The sequence below is a fragment of the Variovorax sp. MHTC-1 genome, from assembly GCF_003984645.1.
GTDB lineage: Bacteria > Pseudomonadota > Gammaproteobacteria > Burkholderiales > Burkholderiaceae_C > Variovorax.
This window is the reverse complement of the sequence record NZ_RWKI01000019.1, coordinates 38,817-58,720: the sequence shown is the minus strand read 5'-3', so window position 1 is coordinate 58,720 and position 19,904 is coordinate 38,817. Positions and strand designations below refer to the sequence as shown.

Below are 19,904 nucleotides of genomic sequence, written 5' to 3'. Positions count from 1 at the left end.
GGATGAGGGGGCGAGAGCGCCCTTTCATCCCATTTATGGGATAAATTGCATGCCTGCTTCCATCGAAAAGCCTCTGTTCTGGATTGGGAGCAGCAAGAAGGACCTCATGGCCTTGCCGATCGACGTGCGGAAGTTCTTTGGCCATGCCCTCGACTTCGCCCAACATGGCCAACAGCATGCAGCCGCCAAGGTGCTGAAGGGCTTCGGCGGAGCAGGCGTCCTGGAGGTCATCGAAGACGATGTGAGCGGCACATACAGAGCGGTCTACACGATCAGGTTTGCAGAGGCAGTGTTCGTCCTGCATTGCTTCCAGAAGAAAAGCAAGAGCGGTATCGCCACGCCGAAACAGGAGATGGACGTCATTCGCTTGCGGCTGAAAGCGGCCGAAGCACTGGTCAAGGAATTGCGTGATGACAAAACGAATCGTTGAAAGTCTTGAAGTGGAAGCAGGCTCAGGCAACGTGTTTGCCGATCTCGCCCTGCCCGACGCCGACAAGCTCAAGATCAAGTCCGGCCTCACCATCGAGATCACGAAAGCAATCCACCGTCTCCAACTCACGCAAAGCGAAGCCGCCAAGCGCATGGGCATTTCGCAACCGAAGGTCTCGGCCCTGTTGCGGGGCGAGTTCTCCAACTTGTCCGAGCGCAAGCTGATGGACTGTCTCAACCGACTCGGCTACGACATCGAAATCAAGGTCAAGCCGGCAGCCGCACCAACAGGGCATCTGATGTTCGCAGTGGCTTGAAGATGACTACCCGCCCCATCCCCTCCACCCAGGAAGCCCTCCCCGTCATCGGCTGCGGCACCTGGATGGGCTTCGATGTCGCCGCCGGCAGCGCCGAGCACCAGCGCCTGCCCGGCGTGCTCGATGCGCTGTTCGCGGCTGGCGGCAGGCTGATCGACAGCTCGCCGATGTACGGCCGGGCCGAGGCCGTTACCGGCGAGCTGCTGCTGGCTGCGGCGAAGCAGCGCGACACGGCCTTCCTCGCCACCAAGGTTTGGACCAGCGGCCGCGAGGCCGGCATCGCGCAGATGGCACAGTCCTTCCAGCGCCTGCGCACCGAGCGCATCGACCTGATGCAGGTGCACAACCTGGTCGACTGGCGCACGCATCTCGAAACGCTACGCGGCTGGAAGGAGCAGGGCCGCGTGCGCTATCTCGGCATCACGCACTACACCGCCTCGGCCTACCCGGAAGTCGAGGCCGTGCTGCGGGCCGAGAAGCTCGACTTCCTGCAGATCAACTACTCGCTCGATGCGCGCGAGGCCGAGCAACGCCTGCTGCCGCTGGCCGCCGAGCGCGGCGTCGCGGTCATCGCCAACATGCCTTTCGGCGGCGGCGGCCTCATGCGCCGGCTTCGCGGCAAGCCCCTGCCCGGCTGGGCCGCAGAGATCGGCTGCGCGAGCTGGGCGCAGTTGCTGCTGAAGTTCGTGCTGAGCCACCCAGCCGTGACCTGCACCATCCCCGGCACCAGCCGGCCCGAGCACATGGCGGACAACGCGGCGGCCGGTGCGGACGGCTTTCCGGATGCCGCCTTTTGGCGGCGCAACGCGGCCTCGCTACAGCTCTAGGCGAAGAAGCGCAGCAGCAGCGCATTCACCTCGGCCGCGCGCTCGTACTGCACCCAGTGGCCGGCGCCGTCGACCACCGCACCCTCGCGCTGCGGATGGCCGGCTGTGAGCTGCGCGACCAGCGGCCGCGAATCGGCCGTCACGTCGTGTTCGCCCCAGACCAGCAGTTGCGGCCCGCCGAGCGCGTCGAGCGCCGCCTGCAGCCCGCCCGCCATCGAAACCTCCTTGCTGCGAAAGCGCGTGCCATGGCAGGAGATGTCGTGAATGGCAAAGGCCAGCGCGTCGATGGCAGCGGGCTCGTGCAGCATCAGCGCGCGCAAGTTGTGCAGCAGCGCGGCGCGCTCCTCCTCGCGGTCCTTGGCGGCACGCCAGTTGATCATCTCGGCCGTCATGCGGCGCATCGTGCCGTGCCCGCCGCTGCCCATCAGCGCCAGCCGCCGTATGCCGCCGCGCCTCTGCGCAAACTTCGCCGCCACCAGGCCGCCGAAAGAGAAACCGCCGAGGTCGATCTCGGTCCCGGCACCGATCAGGCCGTCGAGCGTGGCGACCATCGCATCGAGCGAGGGCCCCAAGGCTTCCTGGCCGGGCGCCGGCCGCTGCGGCGTGTCGGAATCGTTGAAGCCCGGCATGTCGGGCAGCCACAGCGTGTGCGCGGCCGAGAGCGCCTCGATGTTGCGCAGCCAGTGCATCCAGCTGCCGTGGCCGCCGTGCAGCAGCACCAGCGGCGGGCCGTCGCCGAAGCGGCGCCAGCGCACGCGCAGGCCGTCGTGCAGGGCATCGTGATGAACGGACAGCGCATCGGTGCGCGCAATCAGCCGATGCGCCTGGGCATCGGCCACGGGGTCGAAAGTGTGGAGGTCTGACGGCACCGGCACATTGTGCCGGCGTCGATCAAGCGGCGTCGATCAGGCCGCGTCGCCGGCCGCCGCGCCGAAGCGGTAGCTCGACACCGCGATGCCGCCCATGAACGCATCCTCGTGGTAGATGCGCTGGCCGGCATCCTGCTCGGCGGCGCCGACCGCGACCATCAACGGGATCAGGTGCTCTTCGCGCGGATGCGCGATGCGGGCCGCGGGCGCAGAGGACCAGTCGAGCAGGCGCTCGACCCGCTGCGCCGGCGCCGCATCCACGGTCGCGGCCAGCCAGTCGTCGAAGGCCTTCGACGGCTCGTGCGCCTGCGGCCCGAAGTTGCGCAGGTTGTGGTAGCTCAGGCCGCTGCCGACGATCAGCACGTTCTCGTTGCGCAGCGGCGCCAGCGCACGGCCGAGCGCCAGGTGCTCGGCCGGATCTAGCCCGCGCCGGAGCGAGAGCTGCACCACAGGCACGTCCGCCTGCGGATAGATCGCGGCCATCGGCGAGAACATGCCGTGGTCGAAGCCGCGTTCCGGATCCAGGGCCGCGGGCAGCCCGGCGGCCTCGATCAGCCCCTGCACGCGGCGCGCGAGCTCGGGCGAGCCCGGCGCGTCGTAGTGCACGTGGTAGGTGTGCTCGGGGAAGCCGCCGTAGTCGTAGATCATGGGCGGCTTGGGGTTGCCCATCACGGTGAAGGCCGGCGCTTCCCAGTGCGCCGAGATCATCAGGATGGCGTCGGGCCGGCGGCCGATCTGGCGCGGCATGTCGGCCAGCGCGGCCTCGAGCGGGGCGTAGGCATTGCCCATTTCCTTCTTCATCCACGGCCAGGGGCCGCCGCCGTGCGAGATGAAATAGGTGGGCAGGGTTTGCGTGGTCATGCGCACCAGTCTAGAGATTTCCCTTCGAGAAATCGATAGCCTAGTATTCATGGGTTCATTTCTTCAGAGGAAATCATCCATGGACCGCCTGACCAGCCTGCGCGTGTTCCGCGAGGTCGTCGAATCGGGCAGCTTCGTCGCCTCCGCCGAGCGCCTGGGCGTCTCGGCGCCGATGGCCAGCAAGCACGTGGCGCAGCTCGAGAAGTCGCTCGGGGCGCGTCTCTTGCACCGATCGAGCCGGCACCTGAGCCTGACCGAAGCCGGCGAGGCCTGGTACGAGCAGAGCCGGCGCGCGCTCGACCTGCTCGATGCGGCCGAGGCCGCGATCGGCCAGAAGAACGAGGCGCCGCGCGGCCAGCTCAAGGTCAGCGCGCCCGTGTGGTGCGCCACGCCGCGCATTGCGCGCGTGCTGGCCTCCTTTCGCGAACGCTTTCCGGAAGTGCTGGTCGACATGCACCTGGAGAACCGCAAGGTCGATCTCGCGGCAGACGGCTACGACCTCGCGCTGCGCGCCACGCAGGAGCCCTCGCCGGCGCTCATCGCGCGGCCGCTGTGCCGCCTGCAGTTCCACCTGGTCGCCGCGGCCGACTACCTCGCGCGCACCGGCGTGCCGGCGGTGCCGGCCGACCTGGCGAAGCTGGGCGCCATCGTGCCGAGCTACGTCAACATCGAAGGTCTCGCGCTCAAGGGCCCGGGCGGGCGGCAGGTGCCGCTTCGGCTGCAGCCGGTGATGAAGTCCGACGACACGACGCTCACGCTGCATGCGGTGCGCGCGGGCATGGGCATGTCCTTCCTGCCCGAGTGGCTCATCGACGAGGACCTGGCTGCCGGGCGGCTGGTGCGCCTGGTGCCCGACTACGCCGCGCCGGGCATGACGCTGTTCGCGGTCTACACCAGCCGGCAGTACATGGCGCCGAAGATGCGCAGCTTCATCGACTTTCTCGGAGAACGCTTGTCGGGGCGCTAGGGCCTGTTAACGCTATTTGCGGGGATCGCGTTGCCCAGCCAAGGGGCTGGACGCAAGGCGCCCGCGCGCAGCAAGGCTTGCGCCTTGCAAGCGCGGGCAACGCCGCAGACGGCCCCTTGGCTGGGCAACCCGAAGGGAAGGCCTGCCAGGGCGCGCCACTCGGCGTTGCGCTCCTTGTGCGTGCCGACGCACGCACGGCGTCGCGCGCCTTGATTGGCCCGCCCTGGCAGGCCTTCGCGACCCCGCAAATAGCGCTAACAGGCCCTAGGCGCTGAATCATTGAAATGGGCGGTGAGGGGACGCCCGAGACGGGATGCGATGCAAGGCGCAAAGCGCAGCGATACCCGTAGGTATCGCGAGCATTTGCAACGCCGCAGCGCGTCCACGGAGGCGGGCGGTGTGCCCTGGGCCGGCCGTTGAGGCACCGCCGAGCAGCGCAGCGGCAGGCGGATCAGGGCTCGCGACTGTTTGAGCGAAGCGAGTTTGAGCGAGACCCCGCCTGGCGCGAGCAGCGCAGGGAAGCCCGAAGGGCCGGTGACGTCGGCCGGCACAGGGCACACCGCCCGCCTCCGCGCCCCGGCACACCAATAGGCCTGCGCATGCGCGAAGGCGGGCCCGCCGTTGCAGTGGCGCCTCACTGGAGACAGCCCGCCTTGTTCCGTTACTTCGAAAAACTGCTTCATCCCTATCCCCCCGCCGAACCCGCACTGCCGCCACTCGGCTTCTTCGCCTTTCTCTGGGCCTGCACCGAAGGCCTGCGCGGCAAGATCCTCGCCATGGCGCTGTTCACGGCCGCGATGTCGGCCTTCGAGGCGCTGCTGTTCGCGATGCTCGGGCGCATCGTCGACTGGCTCGGCGGCCAGGTGCCGGCCCGGCTGTGGGAAGAGCGCGGCGACACGCTGATGTGGCTGGGCGCGGCGCTGGTCGCCAGCATCGCCGTGGTGGCGCTGCAGACCGTGGTCAAGCACCAGACGCTGGCGGTCAACCTGCCGATGCGGCTGCGCTGGAACTTCCACCGCCTGATGCTGGGCCAGAGCATGGCCTTCTACCAGGACGAGTTCGCCGGCCGCATCACGGCCAAGGTGATGCAGACCGCGCTGGCGGTGCGCGAGACCGTCTTCGTGCTGGCCGACGTGCTGGTGGCCATGGGCGTCTACGTCGCGACCATGATCGTGCTCGCGGCCGTGCTCGATGCGCAGCTGATGCTGCCCTTCGTGATCTGGCTCGTGCTCTACATCGCCACGCTCGTCTTCTTCGTGCCGCGGCTCGGCGAGATCGGCAAGGCGCAGGCCGATGCGCGCGCCATGATGACCGGCCGCGTGACCGACGCCTACACCAACATCGCCACCGTCAAGCTGTTCTCGCACACCCAGCGCGAGGCCGGCTTCGCGCGCGCGGCGATGAAGGAATTCATGCACACCGGCTATGGCCAGATGCGGCTGGTGAGCGCCTTCGAGATCGCCAACCACACGCTCAGCATGGGCCTGACCGCCGGCATGGCGGGCACGGGCCTCTGGCTGTGGTCGCAGGGCGCGGTCGGCGTCGGCGCGGTGGCCGCGGCGACCGCGATGGCGCTGCGCCTGCAAGGCATGTCGCACTGGATCATGTGGGAAATGACCAGCCTGTTCGAGAACATCGGTACGGTGCAGGACGGCATGAAGACGCTGTCGCGCCCGCGCACCGTGCTCGATGCGCCCGACGCCGCCGTGCTTGCCGTGCCGCACGGCGAAGTGCGCTTCGATCACGCGAGCTTCCGCTACGCCGACGGCGGCCGCCGCGTGATCGACGACCTCACGCTCACCGTCGCGCCCGGCGAGAAGATCGGCCTGGTCGGCCGCTCGGGCGCCGGCAAATCGACGTTGGTGAACCTGCTGCTGCGCTTCCACGATCTGGAAAGCGGCCGCATCCTGATCGACGGCCAGGACATCGCGCACGTCACGCAGGATTCGCTGCGCGCCCACATCGGCATGGTCACGCAGGACACCTCGCTGATGCACCGCTCGGTGGCCGACAACATCGCCTACGGCCGGCCGGACGCGAGCGCAGAGGCGATCCGCGCGGCGGCCGAACGCGCCGAGGCGCATGACTTCATCCAGACGCTGGGCGACCCGAACGGGCGCCGCGGCTACGAGGCGCACGTGGGCGAGCGCGGCGTCAAGCTCTCCGGCGGCCAGCGCCAGCGCGTCGCGATCGCGCGCGTGATGCTGAAGGACGCGCCGATCCTGCTGCTCGACGAAGCCACGAGTGCGCTCGACTCCGAGGTCGAGGCCGCGATCCAGGCCAGCCTGTACCGGCTGATGGAAGGCAAGACCGTGATAGCGATCGCGCACCGGCTGTCGACCATCGCGGCCATGGACCGGCTGATCGTGCTCGACGAGGGCCGCGTGGTCGAACAGGGCGATCACAAGTCGCTGCTCGCGCAGGGCGGGCTCTACGCGCGGCTGTGGGCGCACCAGAGCGGGGGCTTCCTGGGGGATGGCGACGACGAGTGACTCGCGAGTCCTACAGGGCCCGCAGACAGCCGACTACAGCTTGAAATCCTGCGCCTGTCACCCTGGAATGGTCTTCAACAAGAGGAGTCCTCGCCGTGAATTCCATCATCTACATCGTCGGTTTGGTCGTGGTCGTGGTCGCCGTGCTCTCGTTCTTCGGCCTTCGCTGAACAACCGCCATCTTCTTGTCTGCGCCCTTTCGCGGACGCGGATTCCGGGGCCATCGCGGCCCCGTTTTTCATGGGGCGACGGCCGGGGGCGCCGGGCATAATTTCGCGCTCTCTTTGAAGGAAGCCGTTGAACCCCGCAGCGCAGCGCTTTGATTTCCAGGATGCGACGATCACCGAGGCCGTGCAACTGGTCGAAGAGACCGGTCCGCTCGATGACGCGCAAGCGATGCGCGAGGCCATGGCGCTGCGGTCCGACGGCTGCGGCCGGGTCATCGAACGCGCACGCCTTCTCGGCAAGCGCATCGGCCTGCTGAACGAACTGGAACGCGCCCGCGCCTGGGCGCCGTGGGTGCTGCTGGCGCTGGTGGCGCTGATCGTCGTTGCCGGCCTCACGCTCGCCGGCAGCGTGGTCGGCGGCAGCGCGCGCAGCATCAACGTGGTGGTGGCGCTCGCCAGCCTGCTGGGCCTGCACCTCCTGACCCTGCTGCTGTGGCTCTTCGGGTTGCTGGTGCCGCTGGGCGGCTTCAACGCCTCCTTCGGCTGGCTGTGGCTGGCGCTCACGGCCCGCGTGGCCGGCGGCAAGCGCGGCCAGGCGCCGATCCTGCTGCGGGCTGCCACCCGCCTGCTGGCCCGCGCGCGCCTGCTGCCCTGGGCGCTGGGCTTCGTGAGCCACGCGATCTGGTCGATCTCCTTCGCGGTGGTGCTCGCCGCCCTGCTCTTTGCGCTGGCCTTCCGCAACTACACGCTGAGCTGGGAGACGACCATCCTCGACCCGGCCTTCTTCGTGCGCGGCGTGCAGCTGCTCGGCGCGGCGCCGGCCCGGCTGGGCTTTGCGGTGCCGGATGCGCAGACCGTGCTGTCGCCGCTCGCCGCCGCGGCCGGCCAGCGCGCCTGGGCGCTGTGGCTCACTGGCTGCATCGTGGTCTACGGGCTGCTGCCGCGCCTCTTCTTCGCGCTGCTCTGCGCGCTGGTCTGGCAGGCGCGCAGAAAGGCGCTCGCGCCCGATCTTTCGCAGCCTTACCACCGCCGGCTGCTGGCGCGCTTCGAAGCCATGGCGCCGCGGCAGATCGTCGATGCCGACGCTGGCCGCCTGCTGCACGGCGCTGCCACCGGCCTGGCTGCCGGCGAGACCACCGACACGCTGATGGCCATCGGCTTCGAGCTGCCGGACGAGCTGCCGTGGCCGCCGCCCGGGCTCGATGCCGCAGCCGCGCAGGTGCTGCGCATCGACGGCAGCGCGGGCGCGCGGCGCGACCTGCTCGATACGCTGGCCCGCGTGCGGCCGCGCCGCGTGCTGGTCGGCTGCAACGCGGCTTCGAGCCCCGATCGCGGCACCGAGCGCTTCCTGCGCGAGGTGGCCGCGCTCAGCAGCGAATGCCGGCTGTGGCTGCTGGACGGCCAGGTGCAGGAAACGCGCGACCGCTGGCACGCCTGGCTGACCGCCGCCGGCCTGGAGCGCATCGCTGCCAGCGATACGCCGGAAGCCGCCTTGCGCGGATGGGCATGACGATGACGGAGCCGATCCGCATCGCCGTCGTCGGCCACACCAATGCCGGCAAGACCTCGCTCTTGCGCACGCTGACGCGGCGCGTGAACTTCGGCGAGGTGTCGCAGCAGCCCGGCACCACGCGCCACGTCGAAGCCGTCGAGCTGCAGGTGAACGGCCGCGCCGCCGTGCGCTTCTTCGACACGCCGGGCCTGGAAGACGCGGTCGCCCTGCGCGAACATCTGGCCGCCTTCGACGACAAGGACCTCACGCCGCCCGAGCGCGTGCGCCGCTTCCTCCAGGGCCCCGAGGCGCACGGTGTCTTCGAGCAGGAAGCCAAGGTGCTGCGCGCCCTGCTCGAGGTCGATGCCGCCTTCCTGGTGATCGATGCGCGCGAGCCGGTGCTGCCCAAGTTCCGCGCCGAGATCGAGCTGCTCAACGCCTGCGCTCGGCCCGTGCTGCCGGTGCTCAACTTCGTGCGCGACGCGGCGAACCGCGAGGCCGCCTGGAAGGAACTGCTCTCGGCCTACGGACTGCATGTGGTGGTGCGCTTCGACGCGGCCGCGCCTTTCGTCGGCGCCGAGCGCGAGCTCTACCGCGACCTCGCCACCTTGCTGCGCGATCGGCGCGCGCAGCTCGACGGCGTGGCCGCCTTCCTCGAAGCCGAGTTCGCCAGTCGGCGGCGGGCCGCGGCGACGCGCATCGCCGAGCTGCTGGTCGATGCGGCCGCGCTGCGCCGCAACGTATCGGCCGTCGAATTCGCCATCGAGAGCAGCCGCCGGCGGCTGATCGCCGCGCTGCAGAAGGCCGTGTTCGACAAGGCGCAGCGCTGCGCCGAGGACCTGCTTGCGCTCTACGGCTTCCGCGAGGGCGATGCCGACGAGGCGCCGCTGCCGCTGGTGGAAGGCCGCTGGACCATGGACTTCTTCCACCCCGAGGCGCTGAAGGATGCGGGCGTCTTGCTCGGCAAGGGCGTGGCCGTCGGCGCGGCGGTCGGCGTGGTGGCCGACCTCGCGCTGCATGGCCTCTCGCTGGGCGCGGGTGCGGCGCTGGGCGGTGCCATCGGCGGTGCGGTCTCCCAGGGCCTGGGGCCGCTGGGCCGCAAGCTCGCCAACAAGCTGCGCGACGTGCACGAGCTCACGGTGGAAGACCGCGTGCTGTTCGTGATCGCAAGCTGGCAGTTGAAGCTCGTGCGCGCGCTGGAGCAGCGCGGCCATGCGGCCGTCGACCGCATCGCCACCGGCACGACCGCAGGCAGTACCGAAGCGACGCAGCGCCCGCTGGCCGAGCTGGTGCGCGCGGCCCAGCCGGCACGCAGCCACCCCGAATGGGAAAGCGGTGCCCGGCTGCGCTGGCGCGAGGCGCCGCAGCGCCAGGACGTGGTGGCGCGCGTCGCAGAGCGCGCCGTGGTTGCCATCGAGAAGCTCGCGCCGGCTGCGACGTGATCCCGGAGATGGATGGCCCGCGACCCCTCGCGATCATCAAGCTCGGCGCCGCCTCTCCGATCCCCTCGGGCCAAGCTTGTCGAAGCCTCTCCTGAGCTCAGGCCGAACGGGTTTGTGGATTGCGACTACAGAAAGCCTCCCGCAGTTGCGCTAAGGTGCAGCGCAGCTTTCCCTTCGAAAGAACGACCATGGCCACCACCCCTCCCGTCGTCGCACGGGCCCGCAAGCATTTCTCGATGATCCGCGGCTTCCACCTGGCCGACGTGTTCACGCTCGGCAACGCGGCCTGCGGCGTCGGCGCCGTGTTCCTCGCGATGGCCTATGTGGCGAGCCAGTCCCTCGCGCAGTTCCTCTGGGCCGCGGCGCTGGCGCCCGCCGCCTTCATCTTCGACGTCTTCGACGGCCGCATCGCGCGCTGGCGGCAGACGCAGTCGGCGCTCGGGCGCGAGCTCGACTCGCTGGCCGACGTGATCTCCTTCGGCGTGGCGCCCGCCGCGCTCGCCTTCGCCGCCGGCCTGGACGGCGGCTGGGATTGCGTGATCCTGATCTATTTCGTCGGCTGCGGCGTGAGCCGGCTGGCGCGCTACAACGTCACGGCCGAAGCGCTCTCGGCCGGCGCCGACAAGGTGAAGTACTTCGAGGGCACGCCGATCCCGACCAGCGTGGTGCTGGTGGCCGTGCTCGCCTGGGCCGCCTGGCAGGGCCGCATCGGCGATGCGCTCTGGGGCGGCGTCTGGATGCTGGGGCCCTGGGCCCTGCATCCGCTGACCCTGCTGTTCGCCCTCTCGGGCACGCTGATGATCAGCAAGACGCTGCATATTCCGAAGCTGTGATGCGCGCCGCCCGCACGTGATCGCGATCGGCCCGGTGGTGCGCGAGGTCTCGCGCGAGTTCGACCGGACGGTCCCGCAGCGCCTGCGGATCGACTTCTCTTCGCGCCTGCCGATCGAGTGGCAACTGTAGCGCCGGCGACAGGCCACACGGGTTATCACGCAATCGTCACCCAGCGGCGCCAACCTCTAATCGACAGCACTTTTTTCACTCCAGAAGAAGCCCAGCCCATGACAGCCACGACCTCCTTCCGCCTCGCTCCGCTCGCACTCGCGCTGGCCCTCGCCGCTTGCGCCAGCGCGCCGCCGCCCGGTTCGCGCAGCGTGACGATCGAGCGCACCACCTACGGCATCGCGCACATCACGGCGCCGGACTACGAAGGCATCGCCTACGGCGTGGCCTACGCGCACGCGCAGGACAACGTGTGCCAGACCGCGGAACACCTGCTCACCGCGCGCGGCGAGCGCTCGCAGTTCCTCGGCGCGCAGGCCACCGGCGAACTCGGCCTGGGGCGGCTGCGGAATTCGCAGATCGACCTGTTCGTGCGCGCCCACATGGACGACGCCGCGCTGGCGCGTGCCGCCGCCCACAACAACGAGGACGTCAAGGCCTCGTGGCGCGGCTACGTGGCCGGCTACAACCGCTATCTGCAGGACGCAGGCCCGAACGGCCTGCCCGAAGCCTGCCGCAACAAGCCCTGGGTGCGTCCCATGTCGCTGGCCGACCTGTCGCGCACCACCGAGATGTCGATGATCCAGGGCGGTGTCGGCGCGCTGGCCGGCGCGGTCCTCGCGGCCGCGCCCCCCGCGCCGGGAACGCGCAACGCCGCCGCAGAGCCGGTCGCGCTGCAGCAGGCCGTCGCGGAGATCGGCCGGCACAGCTTCAATGCCAATCCCGAGGGCGGCGAGCTCGGCTCCAACGGCTGGGCCTTCGGCCGCAACGCCACGCCCGACGGCCGCGGCCTGGTGCTGGGCAATCCGCATTTCCCGTGGACCGGCATCAACCGCTTCTGGGAGATGCACCTCACCATCCCCGGCAAGCTCGACGTGATGGGCGCCACCGGTGCACTGAGCCCGGTGGTCGCGATCGGCTTCAACAAGGACGTGGCCTGGACGCACACGGTCTCCACCGGCAAGCGCTTCACGCTCTACGAGCTGAAGCTCGACCCGGACGACCCCACGGTCTACTTCGTCGATGGCCAGCGCAGGAAGATGACGACCAAGATCGTCAGCGTGCCCGCCGTGGGCGGCCCGGCCCCGCCGAAGACCTTCTACGGCACCGACTGGGGCCCGGTCGTCTCGCTGCCGCGCGCCGGCCTCGGCTGGACCGCGACCACGGCCTACGCGATCCGCGACGCCAACACGCAGAACGTGCGCTCGGCCCAGAGCTGGATGCAGATGGCGCTCGCGCGCAACGTCGCCGAACTGCGCGCTGCCATGGGCAACCAGGGCATGCCGTGGATCAACACCATCGCGGCCGACCGCGAGGGCAATGCGATGTATGCCGATCTCTCGGTGGTGCCCGACGTGTCGGCCGACATGCTGAAGCGCTGCGCGCCCTCGCCCCGTGCCGCCGCGCTGCTCAATGCCGCCGGCCTGCCGGTGCTCGACGGCTCGCGCTCGGCCTGCGCCTGGCACCGCGACGCCGCAGCCGCCATGCCCGGCGTGACCGCGCCGGCGCGCATGCCGGTCGTCGTGACGCCGGACTGGGTGCAGAACAGCAACGACAGTTTCTGGCTCAGCAATCCGCACATCGAAGTGCCTGCCGGCATCTCGCCGCTGGTCGGCTTCGTCGGCACGCCGCAGCGGCTGCGCACGCGCAGCAGCATCATGGAGATCGAAGCCCGGCTGGCCGGCAAGGACGGCCTGCGGGGCGACAAGATGGGCGCGGCCGAGCTGCAGAACGTGATCTTCCGCGACCGCAACCTGGCCGGCATGCTGGTGGTCGATGACCTGGTGTCGGCCTGCAACGCCGGCGCCTCCGCGCTCACGCCGGACCAGACGCTCGGCTGCCGCGTGCTCGCCGCCTGGGACCGCACCAGCAACAGCGCATCGAAAGGCGCGCCGCTGTTCCGCGAGTTCTGGCGCAAGGCCAAGGACGTGCCGAAGGTCTGGCGCGTGCCCTTCGACCCGACGCGCCCGGTCGCGACGCCGGCCGGCCTCGACATGGCCACGTCGGCCACGCGCGATGCGGTCTTCAAGGCGCTCGGCGACGCAGTCTCCATCGTTCGCACCGCCGGCTTCGCGGCCGATGTGCCGCTGGCCGAGGTGCAGACGCGCATGGTGCGCGGCCAGAAGATCGCGATCCATGGCGGCGACGAATTCGAAGGCGTGCTCAACAAGGTGGAGAGCCAGGGCCAGTCGCTGATCGATCCGAAGGGCTACAACATCAACTACGGCAGCAGCTACATGCAGGTGGTGGGCTTCAACGAGCGCGGGCCGGTGGCCCAGGCCATACTGACCTACGGCCAGAGCAGCGACCTCGCATCGCCCCGCGCCTACGACCAACTGCCGCTGTTCGCCGCCAAGCAATGGCACCCGCTGCCCTTCCATCGTGCCGACATCGAGGCGCAGCGCGTGGGCAGCCCCCTGCGACTCGAATACTAGACTCACCCCCAGGCTTGCCCACTTCGTGTGGCCGCCAACCCCCTCGCCGGGGGCAACACCAGCGGCCCGGCAAAGCCGGTTCCGCGGTGTTCCTGGAATGAGTCACACCTTGTCTGGAGGTCTCAATGAACGACGGTCTCGATCAACTGGTTCGACTGGCCGCCGCAGTGCCGCTGGCGCCGGCCTGCGATCACTTCTACTTCCTGCGCCACGGGCAAACCGAAGGCAACGCACGGCGCATCTTCCAGGCGGTCGACACGCCGCTGAGCGTGCTCGGCCTGCAGCAGGCCACGCGCGCGGCCGAACTGCTGGCCGGCGAACCGATCAGGAGCGTGGTGTGCAGCGATGCAAAGCGCGCCTTCGATACCGCCCACACGGTTGCGGCCGGCCTGCGCATCGCCCCGCTGGTGCAGACAAGCCTGCGCGAGCGCAATTTCGGCGCGCTGATCGGCACCTCTTCCGCCAGCCTGAACTGGGCCTGCGAACCCGAGGGCGGCGAAACGCTGGCCCAGTTCGTTGCCCGCAAGCGCGCCGCGCTCGAAGTCGCGCTGGCCCATCCGGCGCCGGTGCTGGTGGTGGCGCACGGTGGCTCGCTGTACGTGCTGGCGGCGCTGCTCGGCGTTCCCGCGGACCTGGAGCTGCTCGGAAATGCGCAGCCGCTGCGCTTCGAGCGAAACGGTCCTACATGGCGGGTGAAGCCGCTCCTGCAACATGTGGAAGGCGGCGCGTCGCTGGCCTGAAGGCCGCAGCACGCACCGCCCTCCGCCACATGGAATTCAAGGACTACTACCAGGCACTGGGCATCGAACGCGGCGCTTCGGACGACGAGGTCCGCAAGGCCTATCGCAAGCTCGCGCGCAAGTACCACCCCGACGTCAGCAAGGAAGCCGACGCCGAGCGGCGCATGCGCGAGATCAACGAGGCCAACGACGTGCTGCGCGACAAGGAAAAGCGCGCCGCCTACGACGCGCTGGCCGACCAGGTCGCACAGGGCCGCTACGCCGGCGGCCGCCCCGGCGAGGGCTTCCAGCCGCCGCCGGGCTGGGACGAAGGTTTCGAGTTCCACCGCGGCCCGGGCCAGGGCCCGGCCGACCATGCCGAGTTCAGCGAGTTCTTTTCCTCGCTCTTCGGCGCGGCCGAACGGCGCAGCGCCGAGCGGCGCCACTACCGCGCGCGCGGCGAGGACCACCATGCGGCGATCGAGATCGCGCTCGAAGACGCGCTGCACGGTGCCGAGCGCGAGATCACGCTGCGTGCGCAGGAGATCGACGAGCAGGGCCGGCCCCAGTGGAAGACGCGCACGTTGAGCGTGAAGATCCCGGCCGGCGTGCACCCGGGCCAGTACATCCGGCTCGCCGGCCAAGGCATGCCGGGCCATGGCGGCGAGCCGGCAGGCGATCTTTATCTCGAGGTGCGCATCGCACCGCACAAGCACTACCGCATCGAGGACCGCGACCTCTACATGACGCTGCCCGTGACGCCGAGCGAAGCCGCGCTCGGCGCGCGGGTGTTGGTGCCGACGCCCGGCGGCGGCGTGGTCGAGGTGACGGTGCCGCGCGGCGCGCGCAGCGGCCTCAAGCTGCGGCTCAAGGAGCGCGGCCTGCCGGGCAAGCCGCCCGGCCATCTCTACCTGCTGCTGGAGATCGCATTGCCGCCGGCCGACACCGAAGCCGCGCGCAAGGCCTACGAGCAACTGGCGCAGGCCGCGCCCTTCGACCCGCGCCGCCATCTCGGAGTGTGATGACATGGCCAATCCTTCTTTCGATGCCACGACCCTGGGCGCATCCCACCCGCTCGCCGCGCCCGAACTGGCGCATGCCTGCGGCGCCGAGATCGAGTGGGTGGTTCAACTGGTCGAGGTGGGCATCGTCGAAGTGCGCGCGCCGGCCGAGCATCCGGAGGACTGGTGCTTCCACAGCGCCGACCTGCAATGCGCGCTCGCAGCGCGCCGGCTCGAGCGCGACTTCGGCGTCGGGCTCGACGCCGCGGCGCTGATTCTCGACCTCGAGCACGAGGTGCGTCGGCTGAAGGCGGTGCTGCGCGCCCGGGGTCTCGAACGCGAAGCCTGAGCGTTTCGCAGGGCATCTCGCTGGACAGGCTGATTTCGAAGTAGGAGGCGGCTGGCAGACAGCGGCCGCGGGACGTGCAGACTCCTAGGGCCTGTCAACTAGCATTCCGGCTTCGAAGGAGTTCCCCATGTCCGTGGTCTGCGCCGCCTGCAAGACCGAGAACCGCGCCAACGCCATGTTCTGCCGCGGCTGCGCGGCCAAGCTGCCCGGCTTTGCCGCCACCGGTCCGTCCGCGCTCGAAGGCATGAAGCCGATGCGGCCGGCGCCTGCAGCCGCGCCTGCCGCAGGCCCGACGCCCGGCATGTTGCCGATCGAAACGCGCGCCTTCTGGATTCGCTTCGCAGTGCTGTCGATCGTGATCACCGCCTGCTTCGGCAGTTGGGTGGCCTATGTGACGCGCAAGCCGCCGGCCCCCGCGCCCGCTGCCGTGGCGGCCGCTCCGGCGGCACGCGCGGCGCCGGTGCGTGCGTCGGTGCCTCCGGCGGCGCCGCTCGATCGCGTGCCCATGGTGCCGACCATGCCGGTGCGGACGGTGGAAACGCTCGGTCCGGCCGAGACGATCGTGGAGCCGGGCCCCGTGCGCTCGGAGCCGGAGCAACGCCCCACCGCCGCCTACCAGCCCAACGTGCCGATCGAACGGACGGTTCCCCCGCGAAAGATCGTGGCCCGCACCGGCGGCAATGGCGGCAACGGCGCCGCCGATCCGCGGCCTTCCTGCGCGCATCTCAACTTCATCGCAGCGGCGCGTTGCGAGGCGGCGCAATGCGCCAAGAGTCCGTTCAACCACCATCCGCACTGCAACGCGGTGCGCGAGCAGACGCGGCGCGACATCGCGCGGCGCAACCCCAGCTTCTGAGCCTGCGCAGCGCGCCAGGTATGCCGCTGCGACACATCAGCGAATTTCCGGCATGGCTGTATCGTCGCGCGCTCCTGCCGAGCCCGTCACCGAAGAGGAAAAGCCCATGCCCACCGCCGACACCCTCGAACGCTTCATCGCCCGCGTCGAAGAAAACGCGCATGCCGAAGCCGTCGAGGAGTTCTACACCGCGAATGCCTCGCTGCAGGAGAACCAGGAGGCGCCGCGTGTCGGCCGCGATGCGGCCATTGCGCGCGAACGCGCCATGCTGGCCAAGGCCACATCCATCAGTTCGACCTGCGTGCGCCCCGTGTTCGTGAACGGTGACAAGGTCGTCGTCCGCTGGATCTTTCATTTCGAGTGGAAGGACGGCACGGCCACCCACATGGAGGAACTCGCCTACCAGCGCTGGGAGGGTGAACGCATCGCCGAGGAGACCTTCTTCTACGACCCGGCGCAGCGCGCGCCCATCAGGTCGAGGCCGTAGAACGCCGAATTCCTGCGCAGCGCGTAGGAGGCTGCCGACAGACATGCGGCAGTCGCTATGGAAAGTGGGCGGCTTCGGTCAATCTTTGATGGAGTTCCCCATGCCCGTGGTCTGCGACGTCTGCAGAACCCCCAACCCCGACAGTGCGATGTTCTGCGAGAGCTGCGCCAGCGCGCTGCGCCGCCTGGCGCCCGCCGGCTTCTCCGCGATGGAATTGAGCAAGGGGCCACGCCTGAACGGCTGGCCCATATCGAACAGGGCGCCGCTGGCTCCTGCTGCCGCACCGCCGGGCAGGACCATGGGGTTCCGGATGCGCCTGGGTCTGCTGGCGCTGGCGATAGGCACTGCCTCGCTGGGGGGCTTCCTGGTCCTCCAGCGCGTTCATATCACCTAGACCACTGAATCACTGAAATCGGTCGGTGCTGTCCACCCGATACGGGCGCGCTGCGGCGTTGCAAATGCTCGCGATACCTACGGGTATCGCTGCGCTTTGCGCCTTGCATCGCATCCCGTCTCGGGCGTCCCCTCACCGCCCATTTCAATGATTCAGCGCCTAGGGCCTGTTAGCGCTATTTGCGGGGTCGCGAAGGCCTGCCAGGGCGGGCCAATCAAGGCGCGCGACGCCGTGCGTGCGTCGGCACGCACAAGGAGCGCAACGCCGAGTGGCGCGCCCTGGCAGGCCTTCCCTTCGGGTTGCCCAGCCAAGGGGCCGTCTGCGGCGTTGCCCGCGCTTGCAAGGCGCAAGCCTTGCTGCGCGCGGGCGCCTTGCATCCAGCCCCTTGGCTGGGCAACGCGATCCCCGCAAATAGCGTTAACAGGCCCTAGAGACCGACGCGAGCTCCTGTCGCAACACCTTCGCCGCCGCCACCATGTTCACCAGCGCCGCCTCGGTCTCCGGCCAGCCGCGCGTCTTCAGCCCGCAGTCGGGGTTGACCCACAGGTTGGCCGGCGGCACCACGGCCGCGGCCTTGCGCATCAGGCGCACCATCTCGTCCACGGCCGGCACGCGCGGCGAATGGATGTCGTAAACGCCGGGGCCGATCTCGTTCGGGTACTTGAACTCGCCGAAACCGCGCAGCAATTCCATGTCGGAGCGGCTGGTCTCGATGGTGATCACGTCGGCGTCCATCGCCGCGATCTCGGACAGGATGTCGTTGAATTCCGAGTAGCACATGTGGGTGTGGATCTGCGTGCGGTCGGCCACGCCCGAGGCGCTGATGCGAAAGGCGCGCGTCGCGCTTTCCAGATAGGCCTTCCAGCCGGTACGGCGCAGCGGCAGGCCTTCGCGGATCGCCGGCTCGTCGATCTGGATGATGCCGATGTCGGCGCGCTCCAGGTCGATCACCTCGTCGCGGATCGCCCAGGCGATCTGTTCGGTCGTCACGCTGCGCGGCTGGTCGTCGCGCACGAAAGACCATTGCAGGATGGTGACCGGCCCGGTCAGCATGCCCTTCATCGGCCGGGCCGTGAGGCTTTGCGCATAGGCGGTCCACTCCACCGTCATCGGCGCCGGGCGCGCCACGTCGCCGTAGATGACGGGCGGCTTGACGCAGCGCGAACCGTAGGACTGCACCCAGCCGTTGGCAGTGAGGGCGAAGCCGTCGAGCTGCTCGCCGAAGTACTCGACCATGTCGTTGCGCTCGGCCTCGCCGTGCACCAGCACGTCGATGTCCAGCTCTTCCTGCTTGCGCACCGCGAGCGCGATCTCGGCATGCATCTTCTCGCGGTAGCCAGCGGCATCGAGCGCGCCGCGCTTGACGGCAGCGCGCGCGGCGCGGATCTCGGCCGTCTGCGGGAAGGAACCGATGGTGGTGGTCGGCAGCGGCGGCAGCGCGAAGCGCATGCGCTGCACCGCCTGCCGCACGGCGAAGGGCGAAGCGCGACGATCGTCGCCGGCCACGCGGCGCGCGAGGCGCAGTGCCACGTCTGCGCGGTGCACGCGCGCGCTCGCGCGGCGGGCGGCTACGGCGGCGCGTGCCGCAGCGAGTTCGTCGTGCACGCCGGCTTCGTTGCCGTCGAGCGCGGCGCACAGCACCCGCAGCTCGTCCAGCTTCTCCACCGCTAAGGCAAGCCAGCTCTTCAATTCGGCGTCGAGCTTGTTCTCCCCCGCGAGGCTGAAAGGCACGTGCAGCAGCGAGCACGAAGGCGCGATCCACAGTTCGCCCTGGTGCTTGTCCGCGACGGGCCGCAGGCGCGCGAGCGCAGCGTCCGGATCGGTGCGCCAGATGTTGCGGCCATCGACGATGCCGATCGACAGCACCTTGTGCGCCGGCAGCCAGTCGGCCACGCCGGTGAGTTCGTCGGGCGCGCGCACCGCATCGACATGCAGGCCGGCCACCGGCAGCTGGCATGCCAGGCGCAGGTTGTCCGAGAGCGGCGAGAAATAGGTGGCCAGGAGCAGTTTCGGCGCCCGGCGCGCGAGCTGCCAGTAGCTGCGCTCGAAGGCATGGCGCCAGGCGTCGGGCAGGTCCAGGCCGAGAATGGGCTCGTCGATCTGAACCCATTCGACGCCCTGCGCCTTGAGGCGCGCGAGCAACTGCTCGTAGACCGGCAAGAGCGATTCGAGCAGGCTGAAGCGATCGAAGCCGGCCTCCTTCTCCTTGCCGAGCCAGAGGAAGCTCAGCGGCCCCAGCAGCACGGCCTTGACCGCGTGGCCGGCCTTCTGCGCCTCGGCCACCTCGTCGAACAGGCGGAACGATTGCAGGCTGAAGCGCGTGGCCGGGGAGAACTCCGGCACGAGGTAGTGGTAGTTGGTGTCGAACCACTTGGTCATCTCGAGCGCGAAGGTGCCGTGGTCGACATGGGTGCAGCCGTGCTCGTGCACTTCGTCGGCGACGCCCCTGGCCATCGCGAAGTAGCGCGAAAGCTCCGGCTCGTCGCCGCGGAAGTCGAAGCGCGCCGGCTCGCAGCCCAGCAGTTGAATGTGGTTGGCCACGTGATCGTAGAAGGCGAAGTCGCCCACCGTCACGAAGTCGAGGCCCGCGTCGCACTGGGCCTGCCAGTGGCGCGCGCGCAGCTCGCGGCCGACGGCTTCGAGCGCATCGCGGTCGATCTCGCCGCGCCAGTGTTGTTCGAGGGCGAACTTGAGTTCGCGCTGCGCGCCCATGCGCGGAAAGCCGAGAGTGTGGATACGTGTCATCCCCTGATGGTCGGCGTTCCTCGCCTATGATTCAAACGAAAGCTTTTGCCCGT

The 19,904-nt window shown here is 69.5% G+C and carries 18 protein-coding genes; 14 read left to right on the top strand and 4 right to left on the bottom strand.

Translation table 11 applies throughout. The features are described 5' to 3' along the window. Nucleotides 1–49 precede the first annotated feature (49 nt). From EJI01_RS23070 to EJI01_RS23060, 3 genes are read left to right on the top strand one after another with little or no spacing between them, the layout of a single operon-like run. Nucleotides 50–430 (top strand): type II toxin-antitoxin system RelE/ParE family toxin, encoded by a 381-nt coding sequence (locus EJI01_RS23070; protein ID WP_126839464.1) that lies wholly within the window; start codon nt 50–52, stop codon nt 428–430. Further along, the gene (locus EJI01_RS23065; RefSeq protein WP_126839463.1) at nt 411–746 is read left to right on the top strand and encodes a helix-turn-helix domain-containing protein; all 336 of its coding nucleotides are present in this window, start codon (nt 411–413) and stop codon (nt 744–746) included. Before EJI01_RS23070 ends, EJI01_RS23065 begins: the two co-directional genes overlap by 20 nt. 2 nt (nt 747–748) lie before the next feature. Continuing rightward, nucleotides 749–1,573: an aldo/keto reductase gene (locus tag EJI01_RS23060; protein WP_126839462.1), complete on the top strand. Its 825-nt coding sequence runs from the start codon at nt 749–751 to the stop codon at nt 1,571–1,573. Here EJI01_RS23060 and EJI01_RS23055 read toward each other — a convergent pair. Together EJI01_RS23055 and EJI01_RS23050 are read right to left on the bottom strand one after the other, a co-directional pair. Further along, complete coding sequence (locus EJI01_RS23055; RefSeq protein ID WP_260602618.1) at nt 1,570–2,412, bottom strand: alpha/beta fold hydrolase; 843 nt, start codon at nt 2,410–2,412, stop codon at nt 1,570–1,572. The genes EJI01_RS23060 and EJI01_RS23055 overlap by 4 nt on opposite strands. A gap of 66 nt (nt 2,413–2,478) precedes the next feature. Beyond that, nucleotides 2,479–3,303: a DODA-type extradiol aromatic ring-opening family dioxygenase gene (locus EJI01_RS23050; protein WP_126839461.1), complete on the bottom strand. Its 825-nt coding sequence runs from the start codon at nt 3,301–3,303 to the stop codon at nt 2,479–2,481. A 79-nt stretch (nt 3,304–3,382) separates the two neighbouring features. On the opposite strand from EJI01_RS23050, the gene EJI01_RS23045 reads away from it, so the two are divergent. The 11 genes from EJI01_RS23045 to EJI01_RS22995 all read left to right on the top strand — a co-directional run bounded on the left by EJI01_RS23045 (nt 3,383) and on the right by EJI01_RS22995 (nt 16,712). Next, entirely contained in the window at nt 3,383–4,270 is an 888-nt protein-coding gene (locus tag EJI01_RS23045) for a LysR family transcriptional regulator (RefSeq protein ID WP_126839460.1), read from the top strand. A gap of 653 nt (nt 4,271–4,923) precedes the next feature. Continuing rightward, nucleotides 4,924–6,762: an ABC transporter ATP-binding protein gene (locus EJI01_RS23040; protein WP_185879028.1), complete on the top strand. Its 1,839-nt coding sequence runs from the start codon at nt 4,924–4,926 to the stop codon at nt 6,760–6,762. Between the two features lie 297 nt (nt 6,763–7,059). After that, nucleotides 7,060–8,439, top strand: coding sequence for a DUF2868 domain-containing protein (locus tag EJI01_RS23035; RefSeq protein ID WP_260602615.1), 1,380 nt, complete (start codon nt 7,060–7,062; stop codon nt 8,437–8,439). Beyond that, on the top strand, nt 8,436–9,863 hold the full coding sequence (locus EJI01_RS23030) for a GTPase/DUF3482 domain-containing protein (protein ID WP_260602614.1): 1,428 nt from the start codon (nt 8,436–8,438) through the stop codon (nt 9,861–9,863). The genes EJI01_RS23035 and EJI01_RS23030 overlap by 4 nt, the downstream gene beginning before the upstream one ends. Before the next feature lie 188 nt (nt 9,864–10,051). Continuing rightward, a complete protein-coding gene (locus EJI01_RS23025) occupies nt 10,052–10,696 on the top strand; it encodes a CDP-alcohol phosphatidyltransferase family protein (protein WP_126839458.1) in 645 nt (214 codons plus the stop codon). A 228-nt stretch (nt 10,697–10,924) separates the two neighbouring features. Beyond that, the gene (locus EJI01_RS23020; protein WP_126839457.1) at nt 10,925–13,300 is read left to right on the top strand and encodes a penicillin acylase family protein; all 2,376 of its coding nucleotides are present in this window, start codon (nt 10,925–10,927) and stop codon (nt 13,298–13,300) included. A 125-nt stretch (nt 13,301–13,425) separates the two neighbouring features. Beyond that, nucleotides 13,426–14,040 carry a histidine phosphatase family protein gene (locus EJI01_RS23015; protein ID WP_126839456.1) on the top strand — a complete coding sequence of 205 codons (615 nt, stop codon included), beginning with the start codon at nt 13,426–13,428 and terminating at the stop codon, nt 14,038–14,040. Nucleotides 14,041–14,069: 29 nt separating this feature from the next. Then, complete coding sequence (locus EJI01_RS23010) at nt 14,070–15,041, top strand: DnaJ C-terminal domain-containing protein (protein ID WP_126839455.1); 972 nt, start codon at nt 14,070–14,072, stop codon at nt 15,039–15,041. Between the two features lie 4 nt (nt 15,042–15,045). After that, nucleotides 15,046–15,369 (top strand): chaperone modulator CbpM, encoded by a 324-nt coding sequence (locus EJI01_RS23005; RefSeq protein ID WP_126839454.1) that lies wholly within the window; start codon nt 15,046–15,048, stop codon nt 15,367–15,369. Nucleotides 15,370–15,496: 127 nt separating this feature from the next. Beyond that, a complete protein-coding gene (locus EJI01_RS23000) occupies nt 15,497–16,225 on the top strand; it encodes a hypothetical protein (protein WP_126839453.1) in 729 nt (242 codons plus the stop codon). Nucleotides 16,226–16,331: 106 nt separating this feature from the next. Beyond that, nucleotides 16,332–16,712, top strand: a complete 381-nt coding sequence (locus EJI01_RS22995; RefSeq protein WP_126839452.1) for a nuclear transport factor 2 family protein — start codon at nt 16,332–16,334, stop codon at nt 16,710–16,712. A 78-nt stretch (nt 16,713–16,790) separates the two neighbouring features. Here the strand turns inward: EJI01_RS22995 and EJI01_RS22990 are convergent, their stop codons facing one another. After that, nucleotides 16,791–17,012 carry a hypothetical protein gene (locus tag EJI01_RS22990; protein WP_126839451.1) on the bottom strand — a complete coding sequence of 74 codons (222 nt, stop codon included), beginning with the start codon at nt 17,010–17,012 and terminating at the stop codon, nt 16,791–16,793. Nucleotides 17,013–17,523: 511 nt separating this feature from the next. After that, the gene (gene metE / locus EJI01_RS22985) at nt 17,524–19,851 is read right to left on the bottom strand and encodes a 5-methyltetrahydropteroyltriglutamate--homocysteine S-methyltransferase (protein WP_126839450.1); all 2,328 of its coding nucleotides are present in this window, start codon (nt 19,849–19,851) and stop codon (nt 17,524–17,526) included. Between the last annotated feature and the right edge of the window lie 53 nt (nt 19,852–19,904).